Source organism: Pseudomonas sp. CGJS7 (assembly GCF_036961695.1).
Map to the genome: position 1 here is coordinate 13,249 of NZ_JBAMDI010000105.1, position 26,384 is coordinate 39,632.

General features: G+C 62.7%; 25 protein-coding genes. 15 read left to right on the forward strand and 10 right to left on the reverse strand.

What is annotated here, in order from left to right; translation table 11 throughout:
- Positions 1-468: 468 nt before the first annotated feature.
- Positions 469-795: a hypothetical protein gene (locus tag V7787_RS39575; RefSeq protein ID WP_336093094.1), complete on the forward strand. Its 327-nt coding sequence runs from the start codon at positions 469-471 to the stop codon at positions 793-795.
- Positions 796-839: 44 nt separating this feature from the next.
- Here V7787_RS39575 and V7787_RS39580 read toward each other — a convergent pair whose 3' ends face one another.
- Positions 840-1,052, reverse strand: a complete 213-nt coding sequence (locus tag V7787_RS39580; protein ID WP_003247877.1) for a PLDc N-terminal domain-containing protein — start codon at positions 1,050-1,052, stop codon at positions 840-842.
- A gap of 103 nt (positions 1,053-1,155) precedes the next feature.
- A complete protein-coding gene (locus V7787_RS39585; RefSeq protein ID WP_336093095.1) occupies positions 1,156-1,626 on the reverse strand; it encodes an FAD/FMN-containing dehydrogenase in 471 nt (156 codons plus the stop codon).
- Between the two features lie 161 nt (positions 1,627-1,787).
- Here V7787_RS39585 and V7787_RS39590 point away from each other — a divergent pair, with 161 nt between their 5' ends.
- Positions 1,788-2,795 carry a GlxA family transcriptional regulator gene (locus V7787_RS39590; protein ID WP_004577025.1) on the forward strand — a complete coding sequence of 336 codons (1,008 nt, stop codon included), beginning with the start codon at positions 1,788-1,790 and terminating at the stop codon, positions 2,793-2,795.
- A 38-nt stretch (positions 2,796-2,833) separates the two neighbouring features.
- On the opposite strand, the gene V7787_RS39595 is transcribed toward V7787_RS39590, so the two are convergent.
- Positions 2,834-3,517, reverse strand: coding sequence for a TetR/AcrR family transcriptional regulator (locus V7787_RS39595; protein WP_004577026.1), 684 nt, complete (start codon positions 3,515-3,517; stop codon positions 2,834-2,836).
- A gap of 148 nt (positions 3,518-3,665) precedes the next feature.
- A complete protein-coding gene (locus V7787_RS39600; RefSeq protein WP_336093096.1) occupies positions 3,666-4,550 on the reverse strand; it encodes a hypothetical protein in 885 nt (294 codons plus the stop codon).
- 260 nt (positions 4,551-4,810) lie between these two features.
- Here V7787_RS39600 and V7787_RS39605 point away from each other — a divergent pair, with 260 nt between their 5' ends.
- From V7787_RS39605 to V7787_RS39620, 4 genes are all read left to right on the forward strand, one after another.
- A complete protein-coding gene (locus tag V7787_RS39605; RefSeq protein ID WP_336093098.1) occupies positions 4,811-5,791 on the forward strand; it encodes an aliphatic sulfonate ABC transporter substrate-binding protein in 981 nt (326 codons plus the stop codon).
- 16 nt (positions 5,792-5,807) lie between these two features.
- On the forward strand, positions 5,808-7,199 hold the full coding sequence (locus V7787_RS39610; RefSeq protein WP_060545452.1) for an LLM class flavin-dependent oxidoreductase: 1,392 nt from the start codon (positions 5,808-5,810) through the stop codon (positions 7,197-7,199).
- A 106-nt stretch (positions 7,200-7,305) separates the two neighbouring features.
- Positions 7,306-8,142 (forward strand): bifunctional allantoicase/(S)-ureidoglycine aminohydrolase, encoded by an 837-nt coding sequence (locus V7787_RS39615; RefSeq protein ID WP_003247865.1) that lies wholly within the window; start codon positions 7,306-7,308, stop codon positions 8,140-8,142.
- A gap of 89 nt (positions 8,143-8,231) precedes the next feature.
- A complete protein-coding gene (locus tag V7787_RS39620; RefSeq protein WP_336093101.1) occupies positions 8,232-8,831 on the forward strand; it encodes an START domain-containing protein in 600 nt (199 codons plus the stop codon).
- Positions 8,832-8,905: 74 nt separating this feature from the next.
- Here the strand turns inward: V7787_RS39620 and V7787_RS39625 are convergent, their stop codons facing one another.
- On the reverse strand, positions 8,906-9,328 hold the full coding sequence (locus V7787_RS39625; RefSeq protein WP_010954389.1) for an Lrp/AsnC family transcriptional regulator: 423 nt from the start codon (positions 9,326-9,328) through the stop codon (positions 8,906-8,908).
- Between the two features lie 187 nt (positions 9,329-9,515).
- Here V7787_RS39625 and V7787_RS39630 point away from each other — a divergent pair, with 187 nt between their 5' ends.
- A complete protein-coding gene (locus V7787_RS39630; RefSeq protein WP_019751839.1) occupies positions 9,516-10,568 on the forward strand; it encodes an ornithine cyclodeaminase in 1,053 nt (350 codons plus the stop codon).
- Positions 10,569-10,720: 152 nt separating this feature from the next.
- Here V7787_RS39630 and V7787_RS39635 read toward each other — a convergent pair whose 3' ends face one another.
- The 3 genes from V7787_RS39635 to pobA form a co-directional block, all read right to left on the reverse strand.
- Positions 10,721-11,602, reverse strand: coding sequence for a LysR substrate-binding domain-containing protein (locus V7787_RS39635; RefSeq protein WP_003247855.1), 882 nt, complete (start codon positions 11,600-11,602; stop codon positions 10,721-10,723).
- Positions 11,603-11,646: 44 nt separating this feature from the next.
- On the reverse strand, positions 11,647-13,437 hold the full coding sequence (gene ggt, locus V7787_RS39640; RefSeq protein WP_279840850.1) for a gamma-glutamyltransferase: 1,791 nt from the start codon (positions 13,435-13,437) through the stop codon (positions 11,647-11,649).
- A 150-nt stretch (positions 13,438-13,587) separates the two neighbouring features.
- Positions 13,588-14,775 carry a 4-hydroxybenzoate 3-monooxygenase gene (gene pobA, locus V7787_RS39645; protein ID WP_336093106.1) on the reverse strand — a complete coding sequence of 396 codons (1,188 nt, stop codon included), beginning with the start codon at positions 14,773-14,775 and terminating at the stop codon, positions 13,588-13,590.
- A gap of 172 nt (positions 14,776-14,947) precedes the next feature.
- Here pobA and V7787_RS39650 point away from each other — a divergent pair, with 172 nt between their 5' ends.
- The 3 genes from V7787_RS39650 to V7787_RS39660 all read left to right on the forward strand — a co-directional run bounded on the left by V7787_RS39650 (position 14,948) and on the right by V7787_RS39660 (position 17,219).
- Positions 14,948-15,826, forward strand: a complete 879-nt coding sequence (locus tag V7787_RS39650; RefSeq protein WP_003247849.1) for a helix-turn-helix domain-containing protein — start codon at positions 14,948-14,950, stop codon at positions 15,824-15,826.
- Between the two features lie 75 nt (positions 15,827-15,901).
- A complete protein-coding gene (locus V7787_RS39655) occupies positions 15,902-16,300 on the forward strand; it encodes a MerR family transcriptional regulator (protein WP_003247847.1) in 399 nt (132 codons plus the stop codon).
- Positions 16,301-16,319: 19 nt separating this feature from the next.
- Positions 16,320-17,219 (forward strand): hydroxymethylglutaryl-CoA lyase, encoded by a 900-nt coding sequence (locus tag V7787_RS39660; protein WP_020191380.1) that lies wholly within the window; start codon positions 16,320-16,322, stop codon positions 17,217-17,219.
- Positions 17,220-17,751: 532 nt separating this feature from the next.
- Here V7787_RS39660 and V7787_RS39665 read toward each other — a convergent pair.
- Entirely contained in the window at positions 17,752-18,270 is a 519-nt protein-coding gene (locus V7787_RS39665) for an MgtC/SapB family protein (protein ID WP_014590733.1), read from the reverse strand.
- 169 nt (positions 18,271-18,439) lie between these two features.
- On the opposite strand from V7787_RS39665, the gene V7787_RS39670 reads away from it, so the two are divergent.
- From V7787_RS39670 to V7787_RS39690, 5 genes are all read left to right on the forward strand, one after another.
- Positions 18,440-18,679 (forward strand): DUF3203 family protein, encoded by a 240-nt coding sequence (locus V7787_RS39670; RefSeq protein ID WP_003247835.1) that lies wholly within the window; start codon positions 18,440-18,442, stop codon positions 18,677-18,679.
- A 121-nt stretch (positions 18,680-18,800) separates the two neighbouring features.
- Complete coding sequence (ccoG, locus tag V7787_RS39675) at positions 18,801-20,204, forward strand: cytochrome c oxidase accessory protein CcoG (RefSeq protein ID WP_064493367.1); 1,404 nt, start codon at positions 18,801-18,803, stop codon at positions 20,202-20,204.
- A gap of 50 nt (positions 20,205-20,254) precedes the next feature.
- Positions 20,255-21,664 (forward strand): GntR family transcriptional regulator MpaR, encoded by a 1,410-nt coding sequence (gene mapR / locus V7787_RS39680; protein ID WP_003247831.1) that lies wholly within the window; start codon positions 20,255-20,257, stop codon positions 21,662-21,664.
- A 57-nt stretch (positions 21,665-21,721) separates the two neighbouring features.
- Positions 21,722-23,383: a PAS domain-containing sensor histidine kinase gene (locus V7787_RS39685; RefSeq protein WP_198748101.1), complete on the forward strand. Its 1,662-nt coding sequence runs from the start codon at positions 21,722-21,724 to the stop codon at positions 23,381-23,383.
- Between the two features lie 62 nt (positions 23,384-23,445).
- Positions 23,446-25,512 carry a PAS domain-containing protein gene (locus tag V7787_RS39690; RefSeq protein WP_064493365.1) on the forward strand — a complete coding sequence of 689 codons (2,067 nt, stop codon included), beginning with the start codon at positions 23,446-23,448 and terminating at the stop codon, positions 25,510-25,512.
- A 7-nt stretch (positions 25,513-25,519) separates the two neighbouring features.
- Here the strand turns inward: V7787_RS39690 and V7787_RS39695 are convergent, their stop codons facing one another.
- Positions 25,520-26,266 carry an SDR family oxidoreductase gene (locus V7787_RS39695; RefSeq protein WP_088512710.1) on the reverse strand — a complete coding sequence of 249 codons (747 nt, stop codon included), beginning with the start codon at positions 26,264-26,266 and terminating at the stop codon, positions 25,520-25,522.
- Positions 26,267-26,384: the final 118 nt, after the last annotated feature.

A 26,384-nucleotide genomic window follows, 5' to 3' on the forward strand; every position in this document is an offset into this window, starting at 1 on the left:
AGACCTTAAGCTAACTCGAGGTCAAGCACGAAGTAGGGCATTTCGTACAAAACACCGTCATGTCGGAACCACGCGTGTGTTTGCGCAGTGGCTGTCAGGCCGTAGGCTCTGTACGAAAAGTCTTGAGACGCAGGTCAGGCAAGGCGAAAACAGCCGAGGAACGGCCGGGGTCGCGCCCGACTGTACTGGAGTACATGAGCATTCCGAGGCTGTTTTCAACGCAGCATGAACAAGTATCAAGGCTTTTCGTACAGAGCCTAGTGTGGTGTTTTGCAAATACGGCCAATAACTCGCGAGCGATTTTTGCGCTCAGGCAAGGCGTCGCGACGAGTCGTAGCCCAGCTACGGCGAGGAGCGACAACGCCGCATGAGCGCAAAAAGCGCCGCGAGTTATGGTCGTTATTTGTGAAACACCACACTAGATTGCAAAGCCAGGCATGGAGGCCTTTAACCAACAAGGAAAAACCGATGAGCAAATTTGATTTTCAGCTGGCCTATACCATCAAGCCGCACAGCGCTCCACGCGATGAAACCGATGCGGCACAGGCACGTCTGCACCTGCGGGAAAAGCTCGGCCTGGACACCGTCGAGCACATTGAAACCACGCTGCTTGGCATGATCACGCTCAATGGCACCACCCTCGCTGACCGCAAGCGGGAAGCTGAAAAGCTGGTCCGCGATTACATCCATGACGCGCTCAAGGAACTGCGCGTACTGTCCACCGTGAAGTTCTACGGCTGCCTGATGGTGGACGGGCTGGGGCCACCCATGCGTTTCGACATCCTGCCCAAATGACCCTCGACGGCCTCGGGCGCCCCCGCGCCCGAGGCCGCAAACCGTCATTTTTCCTGCAGCACCGCCCTGCCCTTCACCGCCCGCGGCCCGCGCCAGGCCCAGAACAGCAAACCGGGGAAGGGTGCGTAGACCACGAAGACGATCCACAGCATCTTGCGCTCGGCGCGCCGTTCACTGCCGATGATGTGCCAGATGGCCCAGATCTCCAGCAGAATGACCAAGGCTGCGATGATGATCCAGATCGTACCGATTTCCATGAGCGCTCTCCCAATGGCATGTATTGGATTGGGTTGCTGCAAGCGCTGAGGGTTCAGATTGATTTGACTCACCGCGCCTCTTTGCAGGCGCGGCGAAAAGGCCTTATTGCCGTGGTGCATTCTCCAGCGCAGCCTTCAACGCCGCTGCATCGGTGAACGCCCGCTGGCTGACCAGCACGCCCTGCTGCAGTTGTAACCACTGCACCTGGCCCTCCTGCCCGGGGTAACGGCTGGCCACTCGCCCATCACGGTCGAGCAGCACCCGGTAGCTGTAATCGCGCATGGCCGGGACAGCGAAGAGTTTGCTGATCAGCGCAGGCATGCGCTGAATGTCGGCCACGAATACAGCGGCGCGTGCTTCCAGGTAGCCCTTGGGCTGCTCGTCCAGTGCCGCCTTGACCAGCTTGGCACCGTCCATATCGCGCGCCACCAGCAGTATCTGCGTGTCGGCAGCAAGGCTGTAGGCCTGGTCGTACTGGTCGAGCAGTGTGAACGGGGCAAGCTTGTCGCCCTGCTCCAGGGCGTTGGCCAGCAACGGCAACAGGCTGAGCATCACTACAGCGGCATATCTCATCAGGGGCATCCTCAATGACGGGAGGTCAGCATAGCGGTAAAGCGCCAGGACAGGCAGGTTTGCCTGAACACGACCTGTAATACGACACAGCCACCGGGGAGATTGTCTTTCCTCCGGGCACCGTCCACACTCTGCGGGCCAGCCAGGAAGCGGAGTTCAGAGTGCCCACGCCACGCCAGTTCAGCCAAAAGACCAGCACCAGCAACATGCTACGGCTCAAAACAAGCAGCGCCAATGCCCAGGCGCCCTATCGGGTCGATTTTATCCTGCTCGAACACTTCTCGATGGCCAGTTTCACGGTGGCCATGGACGTACTGGTCACGGCCAACCTGCTACGTGCCGACAGCTTCCGGTTCACCCCGCTGTCGCTGGACGGCGACCGGGTGCTCAGCGACCTGGGGCTGGAACTGGTGGCCACCGAGCTGTCCGCCGCGGCGCTGAAGGAGCTGGACCTGTTGGTGGTCTGTGGCGGCTTGCGCACACCACTCAAGTACCCGGAACTCGATCGCCTGCTGGACGATTGCGCGGCCCACGGCATGGCCTTGGGCGGCTTGTGGAACGGCGCCTGGTTCCTTGGCCGTGCCGGGGTGCTGGACGACTACGGTTGCAGCATCCACCCCGAGCAACGTGCCAGCCTGTCGGAGCGCAGCCCGCAAACCCGCATCACCCCGGCCAGCTTTACCCTCGACCGTGACCGCCTCAGCGCCGCCAGCCCCAATGGCGCCATGGAGCTGATGCTGGGCCTGGTACGCCGGCTGTATGGTGATGGCCTGGCCGAAGGTGTCGAGGAAATCCTGTCATTCTCCGGTGCGCGCTACCGCCAGGTGGGTCCTGGGGCGAAGAAGTCCATGAGCCTGCACCTGCGCACCATTGTCGAGCTGATGGAGAACAACCTGGAGGAAACCCTCAGCCTCGACCAGCTGGCCGCCTACAGCGGGCGCTCGCGGCGGCAGATCGACCGCCTGTTCCAGGCCCAGCTGGGCACGTCGCCCCGGCGCTATTACATGGAGCTGCGCATCACCAAGAGCCGCCGGCTGCTGCAGTATTCCGACCTGTCGGTGATGGAAGTGGCAGTGGCCTGCGGGTTTGTCTCGGTGTCGCACTTCAGCAAGTGCTATGCGGCGTATTTCGGCTACCCGCCGTCGCGCGAGCAACGGCTGGGCGAGTGACCGAGGCCCTTTGAGCCAGCCCAGGCGCTCGAGCAATCTCAGGTACGAGGCTCGAGCTGGATATACCGCAACACCGCATCACAGATCATGGCTTTGTGGCGCAGCTTTATTTGCTCATCAGACAGGTCGATCTGGAAGATCTCGCCAAACGTATGGCGGTTCGACACCCGGTAGAAGCAGAACGAGCTCATCAGCATGTGCAGGTCGATGACCTCGATGCCGGCGCGGAACACGCCTTCCTGAACGCCACGGCGCAGGGTGTTGCCCAGGGCCTCCAGCACCAGGCTGCTCATTTCGCGAATGGCCGGCGACTGCTTGACGTACTCGCCATAGTGGATGTTTTCGGTGCAGATGATGCGCACGAAATCGACGTTGCGGTCATGGTGATCGAAGGTGAACTCCACCAGCCGGCGGATCGCCTGCTCAGCCGGTAACGACTCCAGGTCCAGGCTCTGTTCGGTCTTGCGGATATCCCCGTACAACTTCACCAGGCACTCGCAATACAGCTGCTCCTTGCTGCCGAAGTAGTAGTAGATCATGCGCTTGGAAGTGGCGGTGCGTTCGGCGATGGCGTCGACGCGGGCGCCGGCCAGCCCTTGCTGAACGAACTCGTTGATGGCGGCCTGGAGGATGTCCTCGCGTGTTTTCTCAGGGTTGTTCTTGCGCGTTTTGCGCACCCCTTCGGTTTCAGGCTGGCCGAGGCCGACTACGGAATCACTCATACCCACTCACAGGCTGTTTATTGGAATGCCGGGATTATCCGTTAGCGCGGCCATGCAGGGAAGCACGCTGTTGGTCGGGTAGCCATGATGCCTTGGGCTCGAGCAGCGCGGTCAGCCTGCAGGCACTGATCATCAGCCAGGCGCACAGTCAGTTACGCTGGGCAGTCGCGGGCGCCGGCGCGGGCGTCAGGCGCAGCACGCGGTTACGCCCACCTTCAGCGAGCAGATAACCCCCGATACCATCGGCGATGATCGCCTGCGGAGCCTTGAGGAAAGTCAGCACCGTTTGCTGGCTGCCATCGGCATCGATGCGCAGCAGGCGCGCACGGTGTGTGTTGTCCTCGCTGATCCATAAGCCACGTTGATCACAATACAAGAATGTAGGGTTATGCAGACCGTCGACCACCACTGGGTCGCTGCCATCGTCGGACAGGGAGCGGACCCTGCCATTGGCCTTTTCGGTGTATAGCAGGCGGCCGTCGCTGCAGCGGGTCAGGCCTTCGGTTTCGGTCAGGCCGGACCGCAGTACATCCAGCTGCCCGCTGCTCCAGTCATAGCGCATCAGGCGACCATTGCCCTTGCGGTCTTCGATGGCATAAAGATAGTTGCCTTCGTTCCAGAGGCCTTGCACGCTCTCGCCGTCGAACAGCTGGGTGACCTGGCCATCGCGGGACAGGCTGACAGGTGCCAGGCCACCTTCCTGGCTGAACACCCAGCCGCCCTGCGCCGCGACCATACCGTCGGGCTTGGACAGGTTATCGATCAGCACGACGCGCTCGCCCGTAGCCGTGATCTTGAGGATGCTGCCCCGGCCGTCATCCAGTTCACGGCTGACCAGCAGGCTGCCATCCGTTTGCGGTAACAGCGAGGCGGCTTTGGTTACGTCGCGATGCAACACCTCAACATCCCAGCCGGTAGCGGCCTGAACCGGGTAGAAACTTTGCCACGCGAAGAAGCCCAAGGTGGCCGCGAGCAGGCCGGAGGTGGCAGTCAAGGCGATGCGGGCGCTGCGCTTGCGCAGGATGTGCGGCATGAAGGGGGCTCCTCGGAATCGTTGCGGATCCTAGCAAGCGAATGTGAAAAAAATGTCGAAAGCTGCACAAACGGGTGCTGCAGGACCCGCCGATCTCAGCCCATGGCGCCTCCAACAACGATAGGCACCCCGCTACTAAAAACAAAAGGATATAAAAATAACTAAACAATCTAACAAACTGGAATATATAAATTGAAAGCCAAACGCCACCTCCTTAGTCTGGGCAGATCGCCTCTCACCCGATTCAAGGAGCAATGCCTATGCCCAAACATGCCTTCTCACCATTACGCCGTCTGCTGATCGGCGGTTTAATGGCCAGCGTCGCCAGCGCCCTGCTGCCCTGGTCCGAAGCCATTGCCGACGACGCCAGGACACTGCGCATCGGCTACCAGAAATTCAACAGCATCAACATCCTCAAAGGCAGCGGCGCCCTGGAGAAGGCCCTGGCACCGCAAGGTGTGAAGGTCAGCTGGCATGAGTTCGCCGCCGGCCCCCAGCTCCTGGAGGCACTGAGCACCGGCGCCATCGACCTCGGCCACGCAGCCGATGCCCCCTCGGTGTTCGCCCAGGCCGCAGGCAAGCCCGTGGTCTACCTGGCCGCCGAACAACCCTACCCACGTGGCATCGGCCTGGTCGTGCGCGAGCAGGACCACCTGGCCAGCGTGCAGGACCTGAAAGGCAAGCGCGTGGCCACCGGCCGCGGATGGAATGCCCAGTACCTGCTGGCCGTCGCCCTGCAGCAGGCTGGGCTCAGTTACAAGGACATTACCCCCGCCTACGTCAACAATGCCGCCGATGCCGTGGCCGCCCTGCAATCGGGCAGCGTGCAGGCCGTAACCCTTTGGGACCCGTTCCTCGCCGCCGCAGAAAGCCAGCCAGGGCTGAAGAACCTGCGCGACGGCAGCGGCCTGTCCAACAACCGCACCTTCTACCTGTCCACAGCCAGCTTTGCCGACCAGCACCGTGCTCTGCTGAAAACCTTCTTTGCCGAGCTGGGCAAGGTCAGCCAGTGGGCCAACGCCAAGCCTGCCGAAGTGGCCGCGCTGCTGGCACCGCAGCTGGGGATCAGCACCCAGGTGCTGGAAGTGGCCAGCGAACGGCGCAACTACAACGCCGTCGCTATCACCCCGCAGATCGTTGCCGAACAACAGAAGCTGGCGGACACCTTCCAGGGCCTGGGCCTGATTCCACGCAAGCTACAGGTGGCCGAAGCGGTCTACCCGGCTTCCGTGTTGCCTTGAACGGAGCGCGCTGACCATGCCTCGCCCGATCCGCTTCAACGCCTTCAGCATGAACGCTGCCAGCCACCAGTCCCCTGGGCTGTGGCGCCATCCGCGCAACACCAGTGTGGCGTTCAACCGCCTGAGTTACTGGACCGACCTGGCCCGCCTGCTCGAGCGCGGCCTGTTCGACGCCCTGTTCATCGCCGATGTGCTGGGTATCTACGACGTCTATCAAGGCAGCCCGCAAGCCGCCCTGCGCGGTGGCGTGCAGGTGCCGGTCAATGATCCGCTGCTGCTGGTGCCGGCAATGGCCGGGGTGACCGAGCACCTGGGTTTCGGTGTCACCTTTTCGCTGACCTACGAACACCCCTACCCCTTCGCCCGGCGCATGTCCACGCTCGACCACCTGAGCAATGGCCGGGTCGGCTGGAACATCGTCACCGGGTATCTGGACAGCGCTGCGCGCAACCTCGGCCTGGCGCATCAACTGGGCCACGACCAACGCTATGACCTGGCCGAGGAATACCTGCAGGTGCTGTACAAGCTGTGGGAGAAAAGCTGGGACGACGACGCTGTGCTGCTGGAGCGTGAAAGCGGGCGCTATATCGAACCCTCGCGGGTACACCCGATCAACCATGTGGGCGAGCACTTCCAGGTGCCCGGCATGCACCTTTGCCAGCCGTCGCCGCAACGCACCCCGGTGTTGTTCCAGGCCGGTGCGTCGGCACGCGGCCAGCAGTTTGCCGCACGGCATGCCGAATGCGTGTTTATCAGCGGGCCGACGCCGACGGTGCTGCGCCGCTACGCCGACGGCATCCGCCAGGCCTGCGAAGCGGCCGGGCGTGGCCGTGACGAAGTGCTGATCTACGCCCAGGCGCTGTTGATTGTCGCCCCCACGCGGGAAGAAGCCGAGGCCCGCTTTAACGACTATCGCCGCTATGTCGACCTGGACGCTGCCCTGGCGCTGCTGTCAGGCTGGACCGGTATCGACTTCGCCGGCCTCGACCCCGATGCACCGATCGAGTACGTCGAGAACGATGCTGGCCGTGCTGCCCTGGCAGCCTTTACCGCCGCCGACCCCACTCGCCGCTGGACCGTACGCGAAGCCGCCGAGTTCGTTGGCCTGGGCGGTCGCGGCCCCGTGCTGATCGGCGCTGCCAGCGAGGTGGCCGACCAGCTGGAAACCTGGCTGGACCATACCGGCATCGACGGTTTCAACCTGACCTACGCCGTGCAACCGGACGACCTGGCCAATGTGGTCGACCTGCTGGTGCCCGAGCTGCAACGGCGCGGCCGCTACCCGCTGAGCTACACCGAGGGCCCCCTGCGCCACAAGCTGTTCGGCCGCGGCGGCCAGCTGCCCGAACGGCACGTTGGGCGCCAGGTCAGCATTCAGCGATCAAATACCGGGTATTCCAACATTTAATTTGTGGATGCCACGCACTCGACCCTATTCTGTGGCCACATCCCCTGCGCCGCACCGGCCGGTGCGGTTCAAGGCATGGGGAGAGAACAACAAGTCGAGATCGTCCATGTCGAACCATTCGTACTTCGCCCCCCACGGTGGGCACCCGGCTCAAACCGAGCTGCTGACTGACCGTGCCATGTTCACCGAAGCCTATGCCGTCATCCCTAAAGGCGTGATGCGTGACATCGTCACCAGCCACCTGCCCTTTTGGGACAAGATGCGCATGTGGGTCATCGCCCGCCCGCTGACCGGTTTTGCCGAAACGTTCTCCCAGTACATCGTCGAACTGGCCCCGGAAGGCGGCAGCGAGCGCCCTGAGCTGGACGCCGATGCGGAAGCCGTGGTGTTCATCGTCGAAGGCGAACTGGACATCACCGTCGAAGGCAAACACCACACCCTGGTACCTGGCGGCTACGCCTTCCTGGCCCCGGGCGCCGAGTGGAGCCTGCGTAACAACAGCAAGTCCAACGTCACCTTCCACTGGCTGCGCAAGCACTACCAGAAGGTTGAAGGCCTGGACGTACCGGAATCCTTCGTCACCCACCGCGACAACGCCACCGTCATCGAGATGCCGGGCACCGAAGGCCGCTGGAAAACCACCCGCTTTGTCGACATGGCCGACATGCGCCACGACATGCACGTGAACATCGTCACCTTCCAGCCCGGCGGTGTGATTCCGTTCGCAGAAACCCACGTGATGGAACACGGCCTGTACGTGCTGGAAGGCAAGGCAGTTTACCGCCTGAACCAGGACTGGGTCGAAGTGGAAGCCGGCGACTTCATGTGGCTGCGTGCCTTCTGCCCGCAAGCCTGCTACGCCGGCGGCCCAGGCAACTTCAGCTACCTGCTGTACAAGGACGTGAACCGTCACGTACACCTGACACTGAACCCTAAGCGCTAAGCCCAGGCTGATGCCCGCAAGCCCGCCAACCTGGCGGGCTTTCTGTTTGCCGCGCATACTGAAATACCCACCCCTGCAGGGTACCGGCCATGAACCGCTGCCTGCTGCTCGCGGCCTTGCTGCTGTGCGCCTCTGCCCTGGCCACCGATGACTGGCACCTGGCCTACGACCGCGAAGGCATTCGCGTGTACCTGAAAGATGCAGGCGACTCGCCCTACCAGCAATTTCGTGGTGTCAGCACCATGAAAGCCAGCCTGCGCACGCTCACTGACCTGCAGGATAACCTGCGGGTGGCCTGCAAGTGGCTGTACGCCTGTGACCAGATGCGGCTGCTGGATGTGGAGGGTGACAACACCTGGGTGTACCTGACCACCCAGCTGCCTTGGCCGGCGAGGCCGCGGGACATCGTGCTGAAAGTGACCAGCGAACGCCTGGTCGACGGTACCCTGGTGCGCCACCTGAGCGCCGATCCCGACAGGATCCCCAAGGTTGACGGCCTGATCCGGGTAGAGCACCTGAGTGGTGTGTGGCAGATGAAACCGCTGGGTGACCGGGTGACCGAGGTGACCTACCAGTTGCAGGCCGCCCCTGCCGGAGATGTGCCGGGGTGGCTGGCCAACCGGTTTGTGGTGGATACGCCGGTGGTGACGTTGCGTACGTTGCGAGCGGTGGCTGAGCGCCAACCTTGAAGTGCCGGCAGGCCGCAGACCGACTGCAGCAGGGTCAGCAGCTTTTTATGCAATACCCCTCTCTGGCTCAGCGGTCACATCTTATAGGTCGACAGCAGGATGCTGGTCTCGGTGTTCTCGATATGCGGGATCGAGCGGATGGCGTTCAGCGCCCGGTCGAACGCTTCGAGGGTGTCGGCGCGCAACTCTGCCATCAGGTCCCAGCGGCCATTGGTGGTGTGGATGGCCACCACATTGGGATGCCCGCGCAACGCGTGCTTGACCTCTGCGGCATGGTGGCCGCTGATGCCGATGCTGGTGATTGCCCGCACCCCCTGGTCCAGCGCATCGGAGCGCAAACGTACCGTGTAACCGATGATCACACCCTGCTCTTCAAGCCGGGTGATGCGGTTATGCACCGTTGCCCTGGCCACCTTCAGCTTTTTTGCCAGGGTCAGCACCGGGGTACGTGCGTTGTCCCGCAACAGTGCAATCAGTTCCCGATCGATCGTGTCCATAAGCCTGCCAAATAATCAGATTGCTACGTTGGGTTGGCAGATTGTCCAGAAGCCTGACGAAACTGACAACCTGTATGCTTCCGATTGGCGCAACCTGTCATCAAAATGTTCATGCGGCTTCACTTCGATAATCTCAAGCGCTTACCCCGCACTGCTGGGCAAGCGCACAATAACAAGGTGCAAGAGCATGACGTATTTCATTGATGTTCCAACCATGTCGGACTTGGTGCATGACATTGGCGTAGCGCCGTTTATTGGCGAGCTTGCCGCTGCCCTGCGGGACGATTTCAAACGCTGGCAGGCGTTTGACAAGTCCGCGCGCGTTGCCAGCCACTCGGAAGTGGGCGTGATCGAACTGATGCCGGTCGCCGACAAAAGCCGCTATGCCTTCAAATACGTCAACGGCCACCCGGCCAATACTGCACGCAACCTGCATACGGTGATGGCCTTCGGTGTACTGGCCGATGTCGACTCCGGTTACCCGGTGCTGCTGTCCGAACTGACCATCGCCACCGCCCTGCGCACCGCAGCGACTTCGCTGATGGCAGCCCAGGCACTGGCCCGCCCGAACGCGCGCAAGATGGCGCTGATCGGCAACGGCGCGCAAAGCGAATTCCAGGCCCTGGCCTTCCACAAGCACCTGGGCATCGAAGAAATCGTCGCCTACGACACCGACCCGCTGGCCACCGCCAAGCTTATCGCCAACCTCAAGGAATACAGCGGCTTGACCATCCGCCGAGCCAGTTCGGTTGCCGAGGCGGTGAAAGGCGTGGACATCATCACCACGGTGACGGCCGACAAGGCCTACGCCACCATCATTACCCCCGACATGCTGGAGCCCGGTATGCACCTGAACGCCGTGGGTGGTGACTGCCCTGGCAAAACCGAGCTGCACGCCGATGTGCTGCGCAACGCGCGGGTGTTCGTCGAGTACGAGCCACAAACCCGTATCGAAGGTGAGATCCAGCAGCTGCCGGCGGACTTTCCGGTGGTCGACCTGTGGCGCGTGCTGCGCGGAGAAACCGAGGGCCGCCAAAGCGACAGCCAGGTCACTGTATTCGATTCGGTGGGCTTCGCCCTCGAAGACTACACCGTACTACGGTACGTACTACAGCAAGCCGAAAAGCGCGGGATGGGCACCAAGATCGACCTGGTGCCGTGGGTGGAGGACGACCCGAAAGACCTGTTCAGCCACACCCGAGGCCGCGCTGGCAAAAGCCGCATCCGACGGGTTGCCTGACATTGAATCGGTTTAGTCGAACGTGTGGGAGCAGGCATGCCCGCTAAGCAGGCTGCACGGTGCATGGCACGGGCTTAGCCCGTGCTCGCCGGAAAAGCCCACAGTGATCGCACTGGCGTTGGGTCGTGTGCAAGCGCATTTCCCACTGACCGTCAGATCCCACCGCCCGCCAGCAACTGCGTCATCACCTCAGCCAACGCCTTGACCATCACATCCGCCGTCGGCCGGTGCACGATGACGATCTCATAGCTGTCGACCTCCGGCAGCCCTTGCCCGGCCCCCAACACCCTGTGCTCGCCGGTGGCCGCCCTGGGCGGCAGCAGGCTGATACCCATGCCATCGGCGACCGCAGCCTGGATGCCACTGAGGCTGGAACTGGTAAAGCTGATGCGCCAGCGCCGCCCCATGCCTTCGATGGCGTTGATCATGTCCTCGCGGTACAGGCCGCGTGGCGGAAAGGTGACCAACGGGATCGGGTCCAGCTCGAAGGCAGGCGTGTGTGCGCTGTCGATCCACTGCAGACGCTCTGGCCAACAGGCCACACCCTCACGGCTGTTGCGCCGCTGCTTGAGCAGCACCAGGTCAAGTTCGCCATTGTCATAGGCCTGGCTCAGGTCACGGCACAAGCCGCTGGTCACTTCGAGCTTCACCTGTGGGTGCAGCCGGCTGAATGCCGACAGCGCATTGGTGGTACGCCCGCCCACGAAGTCCTCGGGCACACCAAGCCGTACCGTGGTGCCCACCATCGCCCCGGCCAGGGCTTCAAGCATCTGATCGTTCAGGGCCAGCATGTGCCGGGCATAGCCGAGCAAGGTCTGCCCGGCGTCGGTCGGCAGCACATCACGGTTGCCTCGCACCAGCAGGCGGTGGCCGACCATGTCTTCCAGGCGGCGTACTTTCTGGCTGATCGTCGACTGGGTCGAATGCAGCCGCGCGGCAGCGGTGGTGAAGCTGCCGCAGTCGGCCACCACGACAATGGCGCGCAGCAGGTCGAGGTCGAACAGAGCTCTATTCGATTTCACGCTGATAGACATCTAGATATTCAACGACTGAATGGCAAGTCTGCGTTCTATCACGGCTAGTCACCGAGGGCCACTCCTTCCCGCCGGGGATCGGCACCGCCTGACCAACCCTCGCCGCTGCGCTGGATGATCTGCATGCCGCTGGTCATGGTCATCGGTGTCACCTCATGCCCCCACGCTGCCAACTGGCGGATCAGCGCCGGGCTGCTCAGCCCTGCTTCCACTTCGGTGCCGGCATTGCGGCTGCCGAAGTTGGGCAGGTCGGCGGCCTGCTGCGGGTCGAGCCGCCAATCCAGCAGGCCGACCAGCGCCTTGTTCACGTAACCGATGATCTGCGAGCCGCCCGGCGAACCGAGGCTCGCGACAAACTCGCCCGTGGCACGCGAGAACACCAACGTCGGCGCCATGGCCGACAGCGGCCGTTTGCCCGGCTGCACCCGATTGGCCACCGGCTTGCCGTGCTCGTGGGGGATGAACGAGAAGTCGGTCAGCTGATTGTTGAGCAGGAAGCCCTTGACCATCAGGTGCGAGCCAAATGCGGCCTCCACCGAGGTGGTCATGGCCAGGGCCTGGCCGTTGTCATCCACCGCACTGAGGTGAGAGGTTGAGATGCGCAGTGGCGAGCGGTCGGGCGCAAGCGTCAGGTCCGCCCCTTGCGGCTGGCCCGGGCGGGCGCGCTTCATGCTGTGCTCGCCGATCAGCGCCGCGCGGCTGGCCAGGTAAGCAGAATCGGTCAGGGCCTTGACCGGGACGGGCACGTAGTCGCTGTCGGCCAGGTACTGAGCGCGGTCGGCGTAGGCCAGGCGTTCGGCCTCGGCAATCAGGTGCACGGCCAACGGCGGGGCTTCCAGGCGGGCCGGGGACGAGGTGGCCAGCGGTCGCAGCGCTGCCAGGTCGCGTTGCGGCGCGGTGCGCTGCACGGCTTCGAGCAGGCCCAAGGTTTGCAGGACGGTCACCCCACCCGATGAGGGCGGCGGCATGCCGCAGATCTGCCAGGCCTTGTAGGGACCGCACAACGGCTCGCGCTCCTTGGCCTGGTACCGCTGCAAGTCCTGCAACGACAGATACCCGGCATTGGCATGGCCACGCACCTTGGCGACGATGGCTTCGGCAATTTCACCGCTGTAGAACACCTCGGGCCCCTGTGCGGCGATCTGCTCGAAGGTCTGTGCCAACTCAGGGTTGCGCAGAATTGTACCCACGGCCAGCGGCCTGCCCTGTTCATCCAGGAAGTAACGAGCCATTGCGGGTGAGCGGGCAATGTAGGGGTCCCCGGCCAGTAGCGTGTGCAGGCGCTCGGAAACCGCGAAGCCGTTGCGTGCCAGGGCGATGGCCGGGGCGAACAGGTCGTGCCAGGGCAACTTGCCGTGCTGCTCGTGGGCCTGTTTCAGGGCACGCAGCACCCCGGGCACGCCCACCGAACGCCCACCGATCTGCGCCACCCGAAACGGCATGGGTGTGCCATCGGCTTGCAGGAACAGCTTTTCCGTCACCGCCGCAGGTGCTGCCTCACGCCCGTCGAATGCCTGCACGCGCTTGCCATCCCAATACAGGATGAACGCCCCGCCGCCGATCCCACTGGACTGCGGCTCGACCAGTGTCAGCACCATCTGCATGGCGATGGCGGCGTCAATCGCACTGCCGCCGGCACGCAACATCGCCCGCCCCGCTTCACTGGCCAGCGGGTTGGCTGCGGCGACCATGTGCCGGCTGGCGTGCACAGGCTGCAAACCGCTGCGGTAGCCGGAGGCCAGTTCCGGTGGCGCGGGCAATACCTGGTCGGCACCGGCCCAGTTACTGGTAACCAGCAGGCACAGAGCGCCGATCAGCGGGGTGGGATATTTCATCGTCATGCATCCTGCCATCACCTATTCAGCGAAGCACTGTCGGTCATACGCAGTCTCGACTTCAAGCCTTGGTGTAATTACCGGCAAGCCATTCGCTGACCAATGCAGCCCTTGCTCCCTGCATGAGTGCCAGGTTTGCGCAATGACGGATCAGGTCACTTCTTCGAACGGCAGCCCCACATAGTTCTCGGCAATGTTCACCAGCCCCGCCGGCGAGGTCAGGAAGTACTCGCGGTCAGCTTCCTGCATCTTCTGGTCCCAAGCGTCCTTGTGGCTACCGAAGTCATGCAGCAGTTGGGTCATGAACCAGCTGAAGCGCTCGCCCTTCCACACGCGGCGCAGGGCCAGCGGCGAGTATTGCGCAAGCAGGTCGACGCGCCCTTCGTGGTACACCTTGACCAGAATGCGGTACAGGTAGTTGACGTCCGAGGCCGCCAGGTTAAGGCCTTTGGCACCCGTAGGGGGGACGATGTGCGCCGCGTCACCCACCAGGAACAGGTGACCATACTGCATGGGTTCGACCACCAGGCTACGCAGTGGCGCAATGCTTTTTTCCAACGCGGGGCCTGTGACCAGGTCCGCCGCCACCTCGGCGGGCAAACGGGCTTTCAGTTCGTCCCAGAAACGCTCGTCAGACCACTCCTCGACCCGATCTTGCAAAGGTACCTGCAGGTAGTAGCGGCTGCGTGTTTGCGAGCGTTGGCTACACAACGCGAAACCGCGCGCATGGTGGGCGTAGATCAGCTCGTGATTGACCGGCGGTGTGTCCGACAGCAGGCCCAGCCAGCCAAACGGGTAAACCCGCTCATACTGTTTCAGCACGCCCTCCGGGATGCTCTGCCGCGAGATGCCGTGAAAGCCGTCGCAGCCGGCGATATAGTCGCAGTCAATCCGCTGCACCCGGCCATCCTTTTCGAACGTCAGGTAGGGCTTTTCGCCTTTCAATTCATGCGGCTGAACGTTGGCGGCTGAATAAATGATCGGCGCACCACTGGCTTCGCGGGCCTGCATCAGGTCACGGGTGACTTCGGTCTGGCCGTAGACCATCACCGTCTTGCCGCCGGTCAGGGCTTTGAGATCCAGACGCTGGCGGCGCCCGCCAACCAGCAGTTCGACCCCCTCGTGCACCAGGCCTTCACGGTCCATGCGCTCGGCCACGCCGGCCTCGCGCAGCAGGTCGACCGTGCCTTGCTCCAGCACCCCGGCGCGGATGCGGCCTATTACGTACTCGGCGGTCTGGCGTTCGACGATGATGTTATCGATACCGGCCTTGTGCAGCAGCTGGCCCAGCAGCAGGCCAGACGGACCTGCACCAATAATTGCAACCTGAGTTTTCATTGTTGTTGTCTCTGTTCGGACGATACCGGCCTGGGACTGGCAGCGGGGCGGCATCTGCTGTTAGGGTTTGCCATTGCATTTTTACTGGCAGAAAACGCCGTTTAAGTGTGCTATTCCATAAAAAACCTGCACTTTTACGAAAAGCGTTCGATTAACGGACAGGCCAACCCAGATGAAATCCACCCTCCCCGGCGTCCCGTTGTTCAAGCTGTATGGCGAAAATCAGGCCTGGCCCGGCACCGACCTGCTGCACTGCGAGTCGATCCCGGCACGCAGCCGCCTGCATCACTGGGAGATCAAGCCGCACCAGCATGCCGAGCTGTTCCAGCTGCTGTATGTACAGCGTGGCCAGGCCCAGGTGGAGATCGAGGGGGTGCGCAGTGCCATCGGCGAAGCGGCGATCCAGGTCGTGCCACCGATGACCGTGCATGGCTTTCGCTTCAGCGCCGATATCCAGGGCTATGTCCTGACCTTTGGTACTGCCCTTGTAGCGAACCTGGAACAGCGCCTGGGCGCGCCACTGACGGTGCTGGCACAGCCTGCGTGTTATCCGTTGGGCCATGACCGCGTGCACCTGCGCAGCCTGGTCGACACCTTGCAGCGGGAGTACCAAGGCAATGCCCCGGCACGCGCCGCGATGTTGGAAGCGTTGGTGACCGCGCTGATGGTGTGGATCAGCCGCCGTCAGCAGCAAGGGCAGGCACCGCGTAACCGTGATGAACGTGACCGCCTGTTGCTGGGGCAATACTTGCGCCTGGTCGAAGCGCATTACCGCGAGCATCTGTCGGTTGAAGACTTTGCCGCGCGGCTGAATATTCCGAGTTTGCAACTGAACCAGCTGTGCCGGGCACTGAGCGGTCAGACTGCATTGCAGGTGGTGCACCAGCGGTTGTTGCTGGAGGCGCGACGCAACCTTATTTACACGCGGATGAGCATTGGGCAGTTGTCGGATAGCCTGGGGTTTACCGACCCGACCTACTTCGCCCGGTGGTTCAAGCGCTTGAGTGGGCAAACGCCCAATGCGTATCGCAGATCAGGGTTGTCGGAATAATCCTTGGCGGCCTCTTCTTGACGTATACGTCAACCTGCCCTCAGGATATCCGCATACCCCACGCCGAGCCCGAGCATGAGCACTCAGACCTACAGCATCTCCGACCTGTCCCGCGAACTGGACATCACCACCCGCGCTATCCGCTTCTACGAAGAACAGGGCCTGCTCAGCCCTGAGCGTCGCGGGCTGGAACGTATCTACTCACCGCGCGACAAGGTCAGCCTGAAGCTCATCCTGCGCGGCAAGCGCATCGGCTTTTCCCTGGCCGAGTGCCGCGAGTTGATCGAACTGTACGACCCCACCAGCGGCAACCTCAAACAGCTCAACAGCATGCTGGCGAAGATTGCCGAGCGCCGCGCCCAGCTGGAGCAGCAGATGCTGGACATCCACCAGATGCAACTGGAACTGGACACCGCCCAGGAACGCTGCGAACAAGCCCTGGCCGCCACCCTGAACAACAAAGACAACCGCTGAACGCCACAGGAAACCCGCCATGTCCTTGCCCAAACACGTCCGCCTGGTTGAAGTCGGCCCACGCGACGGCCTACAGAACGAAGCCCAGCCCATCAGCGTCGCCGACAAGGTACGCCTGGTCAACGACCTCACCGAAGCGGGCCTGGCCTATATAGAAGTGGGCAGTTTCGTGTCCCCCAAGTGGGTGCCACAGATGGCCGGCTCTGCCGAGGTGTTCGCCGGCATCCAGCAGCGCCCCGGTGTGACGTATGCCGCACTGGCGCCGAACCTGCGCGGTTTCGAGGACGCCCTGGCTGCCGGGGTCAAGGAAGTAGCGGTGTTTGCTGCCGCCTCCGAAGCGTTCTCGCAACGCAACATCAATTGCTCGATCAGCGAAAGCCTCAAGCGCTTCGAACCCATCATGGACGCTGCGCGCAGCCACGGCGTGCGCGTGCGCGGGTATGTGTCATGTGTGCTTGGCTGCCCTTACGAGGGCAAGGTCAGCGCCGAGCAGGTGGCCCCGGTGGCCCGCGCCCTGCACGACATGGGCTGCTACGAGGTCTCGCTGGGTGACACCATTGGCACCGGCACCGCAGGCGACACCCGACGCCTGTTCGAGGTGGTGTCGGCCCAGGTACCGCGCGAGCAGTTGGCCGGACACTTCCATGACACTTACGGCCAGGCCTTGGCCAACGTCTATGCCAGCCTGCTCGAAGGCATCAGCGTATTCGACAGCTCGGTAGCCGGGCTGGGCGGCTGCCCTTACGCCAAGGGTGCTACCGGCAATATCGCCAGCGAAGACGTTGTGTACCTGCTGCAGGGGCTTGGCATTGAAACCGGCATCGACCTGGGCCGGCTGATAGCCGCCGGCCAGCGCATCAGCGACGTGCTGGGCCGCGACAACGGGTCGCGGGTAGCACGGGCGTGCAGCGCACGATAGGTCACACGGGTGTCACATTGGTGTGGGTGAAGTGTTACCTCCCGCACATTTCACAGCAAAAAATCGGGTAACAGGGAAACAAATCGGCAGAATTTCAGGCTGGGTGGTGTCGACCAATATTCTTAACTCATTGATTTTAAAGGGTTTCCAAAAGTTGGCACGCACCCTGCTATATCTCTGGTACAACAACAAAAAAAACGCGATACCCAATAAAAACAACAGGTAACGGCTCTGACATAACAAGAACAACACGGCAGAGGCGTAGCAAGCAGATTTTTTTGGAGTCGACACGCTTTTCAGGGGTTCGCCCCGCGGTCTGGCACAGAACAATAAAACTACCTCAAGGTAGCGGCAGCCAGGTTCGGATCAGCAATGATGAAAGCAGGTCAGCGCTCAAAAAAATACGTTTGCTCTTGACCCCGCATGGGGGTCGCCCGCAACACCAGGACAAGCCGACAAAAACAACAAAAGGCCGGTCCCAATAATAAAAAAAGAGCAGGCAACAACGCTTTGAGGGGAGCTTCGGCTCCCCTCAGTGCTTCCTGCCCTCTTCCTCCTTCTGCTTCTCCTCATCCTGCCCTTCGACCTTCTCCACCAGCAACGGCATCGTGCCCAGTACCAGCAGGGCCAGTACCGTGCTGATCAGCGCCGTGGCTTCGCGTCCCATGCCAGCCGCCGTACCGATGGCAGCGGTCATCCATAGCCCGGCAGCGGTCGTCAGGCCCTTCACATGGCTGGTGTCCTGGCCGTTACCCTTCAGAATGGTACCCGCACCGAGAAAACCGATACCGGCAACGATGCCCTGGATCACCCGACTGAGTGCCTGTTCGTCGGACCCCGCCATACTGGGCGACAGAACGAACAGGGCGGCCCCCAGCGACACCAGCATATGGGTACGCACCCCGGCAGACTTGCCCTTGTGTTCGCGCTCGAAGCCCAGTACTGCGCCAAGCACAGCAGCCATCAGCAAGCGCACAAGGATTTGCGTCACCTCGCGCTCATCGGTGACATCGGCGAATTCCGCCTGGATTGCTTGCCAGATGACGTCCATCGCAGTTGTTTCCCCTGCTTGAGCTTTATGAATCCGCCTGCCACGTCAGCAGGCCTGCCCTATGCAAGGTTGACCGTCACACGTACTGCAAAGTGCCGCTCAGCTTGCTGATGCAGCAACTGGCCCCTGACCGTGGTCCACCCTGTAATCACCCCGGGAGGACCTCACCATGCCCATTGAAATCGACGAAACCACCCGCCGCTGCACGCTGATCGGCGAAGGCCTGCGCATCGAGGGCGAAGGCCCGGATATCGAGATCATCACCGACGAGCAGTTGCGCATGTCGGTGGCCATACTGGCCGGCCAACGCGTGCCCATTACCGAAACCGAGGCCGATGCACTGACCGTGGCGGGTGCGGTGGATAGCCGCAGGCATCTGAAGGCCAGCGCGCCAGGCTCGGTGATATGAGGCCTGCCGGGGCTATGCGGCAAATCTGATATGGTTTTTATCGTAAAATCTGAACCTGTGCTGATAACAGCTTCAGCGCCATAGTGCTCATGCCTGATCGAGGCCTGATGAGCACCGAACCATGAACGATAGAATCCCTTTTACAGAGATCGCCACCGCCCCAGCCAGCATCCAAGCACGACGCACCGACAGCGGCATCCATACCCGCAGCTTTACCGGGCTTTACCGTAACCTGCGCATCGGCTTTGCCGGCGCCCTGTTCGTGCTGTTCTTCGGCACGGCCTGGCTGAACTGGAACGGCCGCCAGGCCGTACTGTGGGACCTGGGAAACAGCAAGTTCCACATCTTCGGCGCCACCTTCTGGCCCCAGGACTTCATCCTGCTGTCGGCGCTGCTGATCATCTGTGCCTTTGGCCTGTTCGCCATCACCGTCTACGCCGGTCGCGTCTGGTGCGGTTACAGTTGCCCGCAAAGCACCTGGACCTGGCTATTCATGTGGTGCGAAAAGGTTACCGAGGGGGACCGCAACCAGCGCATCAAGCTGGCCGCGGCGCCCTGGAGCCTGAACAAACTGGCCCGTCGCACGCTCAAACACAGCCTGTGGTTGGCCATTGGCGTGCTCACGGGGCTGACCTTCGTCGGCTACTTCACCCCGATCCGGCCACTGGCCGCAGAATTGCTCACCTTGCAACTGGGCGGTGTGGCACTGTTCTGGGTGCTGTTCTTCACGGCCGCTACCTACATCAATGCCGGCCTGCTGCGTGAAGCGGTGTGCCTGCACATGTGCCCGTATGCGCGCTTCCAGAGCGTGATGTTCGACAAGGACACCCTGGCGGTCGCTTACGACCCGCGTCGTGGCGAAGCCCGTGGTCCGCGCAAGAAAGGCAGTGACGTCGGTGCCCAGGGACTGGGCGACTGCATCGATTGCACCCTATGCGTGCAGGTGTGCCCCACCGGCATCGACATCCGTGATGGCTTGCAGATGGCTTGCATCGGCTGTGCCGCGTGCATCGACGCCTGTGACGGAGTAATGGACAAGATGGGTTACGCCCGCGGCCTGATTGGCTACAAGTCCGAGCACAGCCTGCAAGGCGGTACCACGCACTGGCTGCGCCCGCGCCTGTTGGGCTACGCTGCCGCACTGCTGGTCATGATCGGGGCACTGGTGGTGGCCCTGCAGATGCGCCCGATGGTATCGCTGGATGTGATCAAGGACCGCGGCCTGTTCCGCGAAAACGCCCAAGGCCAGATCGAGAACATTTACCTGCTCAAAGTCATCAACAAGACCGAACGTACCCAGCACTATCAATTGCGCCTGCTGGACGCTGACGGTTTCACCCTGCAGGGCAATAGCGCACTGGTCATCCCTGCTGGCGAAATGAGCGAACTGCCGGTGTCGGTGGCGATGCTCGCCGAGCGCCCGAGCAGCAGCTCGCAGACGCTGAGCTTTGAAATCAGCGAGCGAGACGACCCCACTATTCGCAGCGTGGCGCACAGTCGCTTCGTCGCCCCCATGAACCGCTGATCCTTTACACTCACGCCACCTTGCCTGCCAGGCTTGGACAGAAGGCCAGAATGAAACGCTACGAACGCTTCGCCGATGACATTGCCGAACTGATCCGCTCCGGGGTGCTGGGCCCCGGCCAGCGCGTGCCGTCCGTGCGCTACGCCAGCCAGACCCACGGGGTCAGCCCGTCTACCGTGTTCCAGGCCTATTACCTGCTGGAACGGCGCGGGCTGATCCGCGCCCGGCCGCGCTCCGGGTATTTCGTCAACGCCCACGTTCCGCGTCAGTTCAGCGAGCCGCAGGCGCTGCAACCGGTGAGCGAGTCTACCGATGTCGACGTCAGCGCCTTGGTATTTTCGATCCTCGACTCGATCAAGGACCCCAACACCATTGCCTTCGGCTCAGCCTTTCCCAGCCCTGAACTGTTCCCGCTGCAACGCCTGTCCCGCTCACTGGCCAGTGCCAGCCGCAGCATGGACCCGCGCATGGTGGTGACCGATCTGTCCCCCGGCAACCCGCAGCTGCGCCGGCAGATCGCCCTGCGTTACATGGTCGGTGGGCTGATGCTGCCGATGGAAGAGCTGCTGATCACCAACGGCGCACTGGAGGCCCTGAACCTGTGCCTGCAGGCCGTGACCCAGCCGGGCGACCTGGTCGCCATCGAGGCCCCGGCCTTCTATGCCTGCCTGCAGGTGCTGGAGCGGCTCAAGCTCAAGGCCGTGGAAATCCCCGTGCACCCGCGCGAGGGCATGGACCTGGGGGTGCTGGCGCAGACCCTGGAAAAGCACCCGGTAAAGGCCGTGTGGTGCATGACCAACTTCCAGAACCCGGTAGGTGCAAGCATGCCGGAGGCCAAGAAACAGGCCCTGGTGGAGTTGCTGGCGCGCCATCAGGTGCCGTTGATCGAAGACGACGTGTACGCCGAGCTGTACTACTCGCAACAGGCGCCCAAACCCGCCAAGGCCTTCGACACCCAAGGCCTGGTCATGCACTGCGGCTCGTTCGCCAAAAGCCTGGCACCGGGCTATCGCATTGGCTGGGTGGCCGCCGGGCGCTTTGCGCAGAAGATCGAGCGGTTGAAACTGATGACCTCCCTGTGTGCCTCCATGCCGGCTCAGGCGGCCATCGCCGACTACCTGCAACACGGCGGCTACGACCGCCACCTGCGCAAGCTGCGCTACGCGCTGGAGGGCCAGCAGGCCAACATGCTGGCAGCCATCGCCCGCCACTTCCCGGCGCAGACACGGGTCAGCCAGCCCTCCGGCGGCTACTTCCTGTGGCTGGAACTGCCCGAGCAGATGGACGCCCTCAAGCTGTTCCACATGGCCCTGGCCCAAGGCATCAGCATCGCGCCCGGGCCGATCTTTTCGCCCACCCGACGCTTCGGCAATTGCATCCGCCTGAACTACGGCAGCCCCTGGCATGACGGCGCCGAACAGGCCATGGAAACCCTCGGGCGGATCATTCGCTCGTTCTGATAGCGAGGGGCCCGAGGGGCAACTATAGTTGCTCGATCCGATCATCAGGCCTTCGTCATGCAGCCAGATACGCTTGCGTCCTTTGCACAATTGCAAGCGCGTGTCGCAGAACTGGAAGCACGCCTGGCAGAGCGCGAAGACAGCGTCCAGGCGCATGACAGGCTGCTTGGAGAACTGCTCGACAACAGCCCGGCCAACGTGTTTGCTGCCGACCGCAGGATGCGCCTGTTGGCCATCAACCGCACGGCGCGCGAAACCTTCGAGCGTTACCGAGGCTTCGTGCCGCAGATTGGCGACTACGTACCCCAGTTCCTGACCGGTCAACCCGACATCATGGGCCGCCTGGCCCCGATATGGCCGCGCATACTGGCGGGGGAAGCGTTCATCGACACCGTCACCTTCGGGCTGGACGACGCACCACGCCACTACGAAATTCGCTACCACCCGTGGCTCGATGCTCAGCAGCGAATTCAGGGCGGCTACCTGTTCGCCTATGACATCACGCAGCGCGTGACCGAACAGGAACGCCTGCAGCAGGCCGAAGAAGCACTGCGCCAGGCGCAGAAAATGGAGGCGGTCGGCCAGTTGACCGGCGGGATTGCCCATGACTTCAACAACCTGCTGGCCAGCATCCTTGGCGCCCTGGAACTGGCCGGGCAACGTCTGGTGCAGCAACGCCTGGCGGACACCGCGCAGCTGCTTGAACTCAGCCGGCACAATGCCCAACGCGCCGCAGCCTTGGTGCAGCGCTTGCTGGCATTCTCACGGCAGCAGACGCTGGTCCCGCAACGGGTCGATGTACAGCAACTGGTGGCCGGCATGCACGACCTGATCAGCAGCTCCACCGGCCCCTATGTCGACTATCACGACCAGACGCATGCCGGACAATGGCCCATCCGAATTGACGCACAGCAACTGGAAAATGCGCTGCTCAACCTGTGCATCAACGCCCGAGACGCCATGCCGCTTGGCGGCACCTTGAGCATTGGTTGCGCCAATGTCGAAGTGCAAGGCGCCGAAGCCAGGCAACTGCGCCTGGCCGCTGGCCGGTTTCTGCGTATCCGCGTTGAAGACACCGGCATGGGTATGTCCAAAGCAGTGATGCAGCGCGCCCTTGAGCCCTTCTTCACCACCAAGCCGCTCGGCCAGGGCACTGGCCTTGGGTTGTCCATGGTCTACGGCTTTGTGCGGCAATCCGGTGGCCAGTTGGTCATCGACAGCACGCCTGGCCAGGGTACCGCCATCAACCTGTATCTCCCCTGCGATGAAAGCGTCGCCGCCGCTTCACCCTGCCCCCACGTCGAGGGGACTGCACCTGCGGTCTCACTTCAGCAGCGCGTGTGCAAGGTGATGCTGGTGGAAGACGAGCCGGCCCTGCGCCTGGTCATGCTGGAGGTATTGCTGGACCAGGGCCATGAAGTTCAAGCATTCGAAGATGGCCGCCAGGCATACAAGGCCTTGCAGGAAGCCCCTGCGCCAGACTTGCTGATCACCGATGTCGGCCTGCCCGGGGGTATCGATGGCTACCAACTCGCGGACGCCTGTCGAGATATTGCACCGCATGCCGCGGTGCTGCTGATCACAGGCTATGACCTTGCGCACAGTACGGCAAATGCGCGGCCCCACCGGCGCACCGAACTGCTGGCCAAGCCCTTCGATCTGCAAGCACTTGCCCAGGCGCTTGAACGGCTGCTGGGGAGCACCGCCCAGTCACCCTGAGTGGCTATTCGCCTGCAGGTGAACACGTTAAAGTCAGGACTTTTCATTGGCCGGACGCAGGCATGCCTTCTCGTGATCTGAACTCACTGCGCCAACAAGTCGAAGACCTCCAGCGACAGAACACACTGCTGGAGCAACGGCTTGCAAGCCACCAGGCGCACGACCAGGACTTCTATCGCTCACTGTTCGACACCATGGACGAAGGCTTCTGCATCATCGAGTTCTTCGATGGCCCCCATGGCCCCCTGAGTGACTACGTGCACGTGCTGGCCAACGCAGCCTATGCCAAACACGCCGGCATCCCCAACGTGGTCGGGCAAAAACTGCGCGAGATGGTGCCCGATGAGGCGGATGACTGGGTGGCCCGCTATGGCGCGGTGCTTCGCACCGGCGAACCGCTGCACTTCGAGCAGGAACTGATTGCCACGGGCCACGTGCTGTCGGTGACCACTTTTCGCATAGAACCTGCCGAGAAACGCCAGGTAGCGGTATTGTTCAAGGATGTCACCGAGCGCCGGCGTGCAGAGCAGGCCCTGCAGCGCCTGAACGAAGAGCTCGAACAACGGGTGAATGCCGCACTGGCGGAGCGACGCTTGTTTGCCGAGCTGGTCGATCACAGTGTGGTCAATGTGCATGTGGTCGACAAGGACCTGCGCTGGCTCGCTGTCAATCGCCAAGCCAGGCATGACTTCCACCTGCTGTACGGGAGGACACCCGAAATCGGCGACTACCTGCCCGGGTTGTTCGAGGATGGCACCGCCGGCCAGACGCCTATTCTGCCGATGTGGCAGCGCGCCCTGGCAGGCGAGCAGTTCATCGAGATCGGCACCTTCGGCAAGCCCCCCGCGGTGCGTCATTATGAGTTGCGCTTCAACGCCTTGCGCGACCCCATAGGCGAGGTACAGGGCGCGTTTCTGTTCGCCTATGACATCAGTGAGCGAGTGCAGGAGCAGGAACGCTTGGCCAAGGCCGAAGCGGCGCTGCGCCAGGCACAGAAGATGGAGGCCGTAGGCCAGCTCAGTGGCGGCATTGCCCACGACTTCAACAATTTGCTGGGCGGCATCCTGGGCGCCCAGGAGTTGATGCGTCAACGCCTGGACCAGTCACGCTTCGACGCCCTGGCGCCCTTGCTGGAGCTGTCCAGCAGCGCGGCGCAGCGGGCCTCGTCGCTGGTGCACCGGCTGCTGGCGTTCTCCCGCCAGCAGACCCTGCAACCCTGCTCCACGCAAGTGGCCACCTTGGTGGCTGGCATGGAAGACCTGCTGCGCCGCACCATCGGCCCGGCGATTACCCTGAGCAGCCGCTTCGCCAGCCAGCTGTGGCCGACCTTCATCGACCCTCCCCAACTGGAAAGCGCCTTGCTCAACTTATGCATCAACGCGCGCGATGCCATGCCTGCCGGGGGTGTGATCGAGATCATCGGCGACAACCTGCTGCTTGACGACGAGCAGGCCGTGGCAATGGAACTGCCGGCCAGCGAGTTCGTGCGGCTGAGCATCGTCGACAACGGTAGCGGCATGTCGGCTGAAGTTGTCGAGCGCGCAGTCGAGCCGTTCTTCACCACCAAGCCGATGGGCCAGGGCACCGGCCTGGGTCTGTCCATGACCTATGGCTTCGTGCGCCAGTCGGGTGGGCAATTACGGGTGCTGTCGGCGCCTGGCGAGGGTACCCGCATCGAGCTGCTGTTACCCCGCCACCACGAGCAAGCCCAGGCGCCAGTCAGTAAACCTCCGCGCGCGCCCTTGCAAAGAAGCAGCGAGGCTGCCAAACGCATTCTGTTGGTTGAAGACCAGACTGCCTTGCGCCTGGTGATCGGCGAAGTGTTGGAAGAGCTGGGCTATCGGGTGGACGCCTTCGAGAACGGTCCGTCTGCCCTCACCCACCTGCAAAGCGGCGAACGGCCAGACTTGCTGCTGAGCGATGTCGGCCTGCCTGGCGGCCTGAATGGCCGCCAGGTAGCCGAACGCTGCCGTGAGCGCTACCCGGACCTCAAGGTGCTGTTGATCACCGGCTACGATGAGAGCGCGGCGCTCAGCGACGGCCAACCGCTGCAAGGTACGTTGGTGTTGACCAAGCCGTTCGAACTGGAAGCACTGGCAGAGCGGGTTCGCGAGCTGCTGGAACCTTGACGGGCGCTCAGCGCCCGCCGCCCAGGTCGATGAAGCTGCCGGTGGCATAGGAGGCTTTGTCCGAAAGCAACCAGAGGATGGCCTCGGCCACTTCCTCGGGATGCCCTCCTCGGCCCATGGGCAAGCCAGGTTCAAGCTTGCTGACGCGATCCGGGTCACCCGAAAGCGCATGGAAACCGGTATGGATATAGCCTGGTCGTACGCCATTGACGCGCACGCCCTCGCCTGCCACTTCTTTGGCCAGGCCGATGGTGAAGGTGTCAAGCGCGCCCTTGGAGGCGGCATAGTCGACATACTCGTTGGGCGAACCCAGGCGTGCGGCGACCGATGATACGTTGACGATGGCCCCGCCTTGCCCGCCATGCCGGCGCGCCATGCGCAGCAGGGCGTGCTTGGCGCAGAGCATGGGGCCGACGACGTTGGTCTTCATGACGTTCAGCAGCCGGAACTCGGACATGTCCTCGACCCTGCTCTGCTGGCCGATGGTGCCGGCGTTGTTGACCAGTGCGGTGACCGGGCCGAGCTCATCGTCGACGCGCAGGAATAGCTGGATGATTTCATCTTCGACGCTGACGTCGGCGCGCACCGCGATGGCCTCGGCGCCCAGGGCGCGGACCTGGCTGAGGATGGCTTCGGCGGCCTGGTCATCGGCGTGATAATTGATGCAGATGCGGTAGCCCTGGCGGGCGGCCAGCAGCGCAGTGGCAGCGCCGATACCGCGGCTGCCGCCGGTGATGACAATGACGTTCTCCATGGGTTTGCCAATGGTTTGGGGATGGGAGCATCGACAATAGGCGAAATGGCGCTGCGTTGGAATGACGAAGATCAGCACAGCCACCCCTCTGCTGTTGATGTGGCTGTTGATCTGGCTT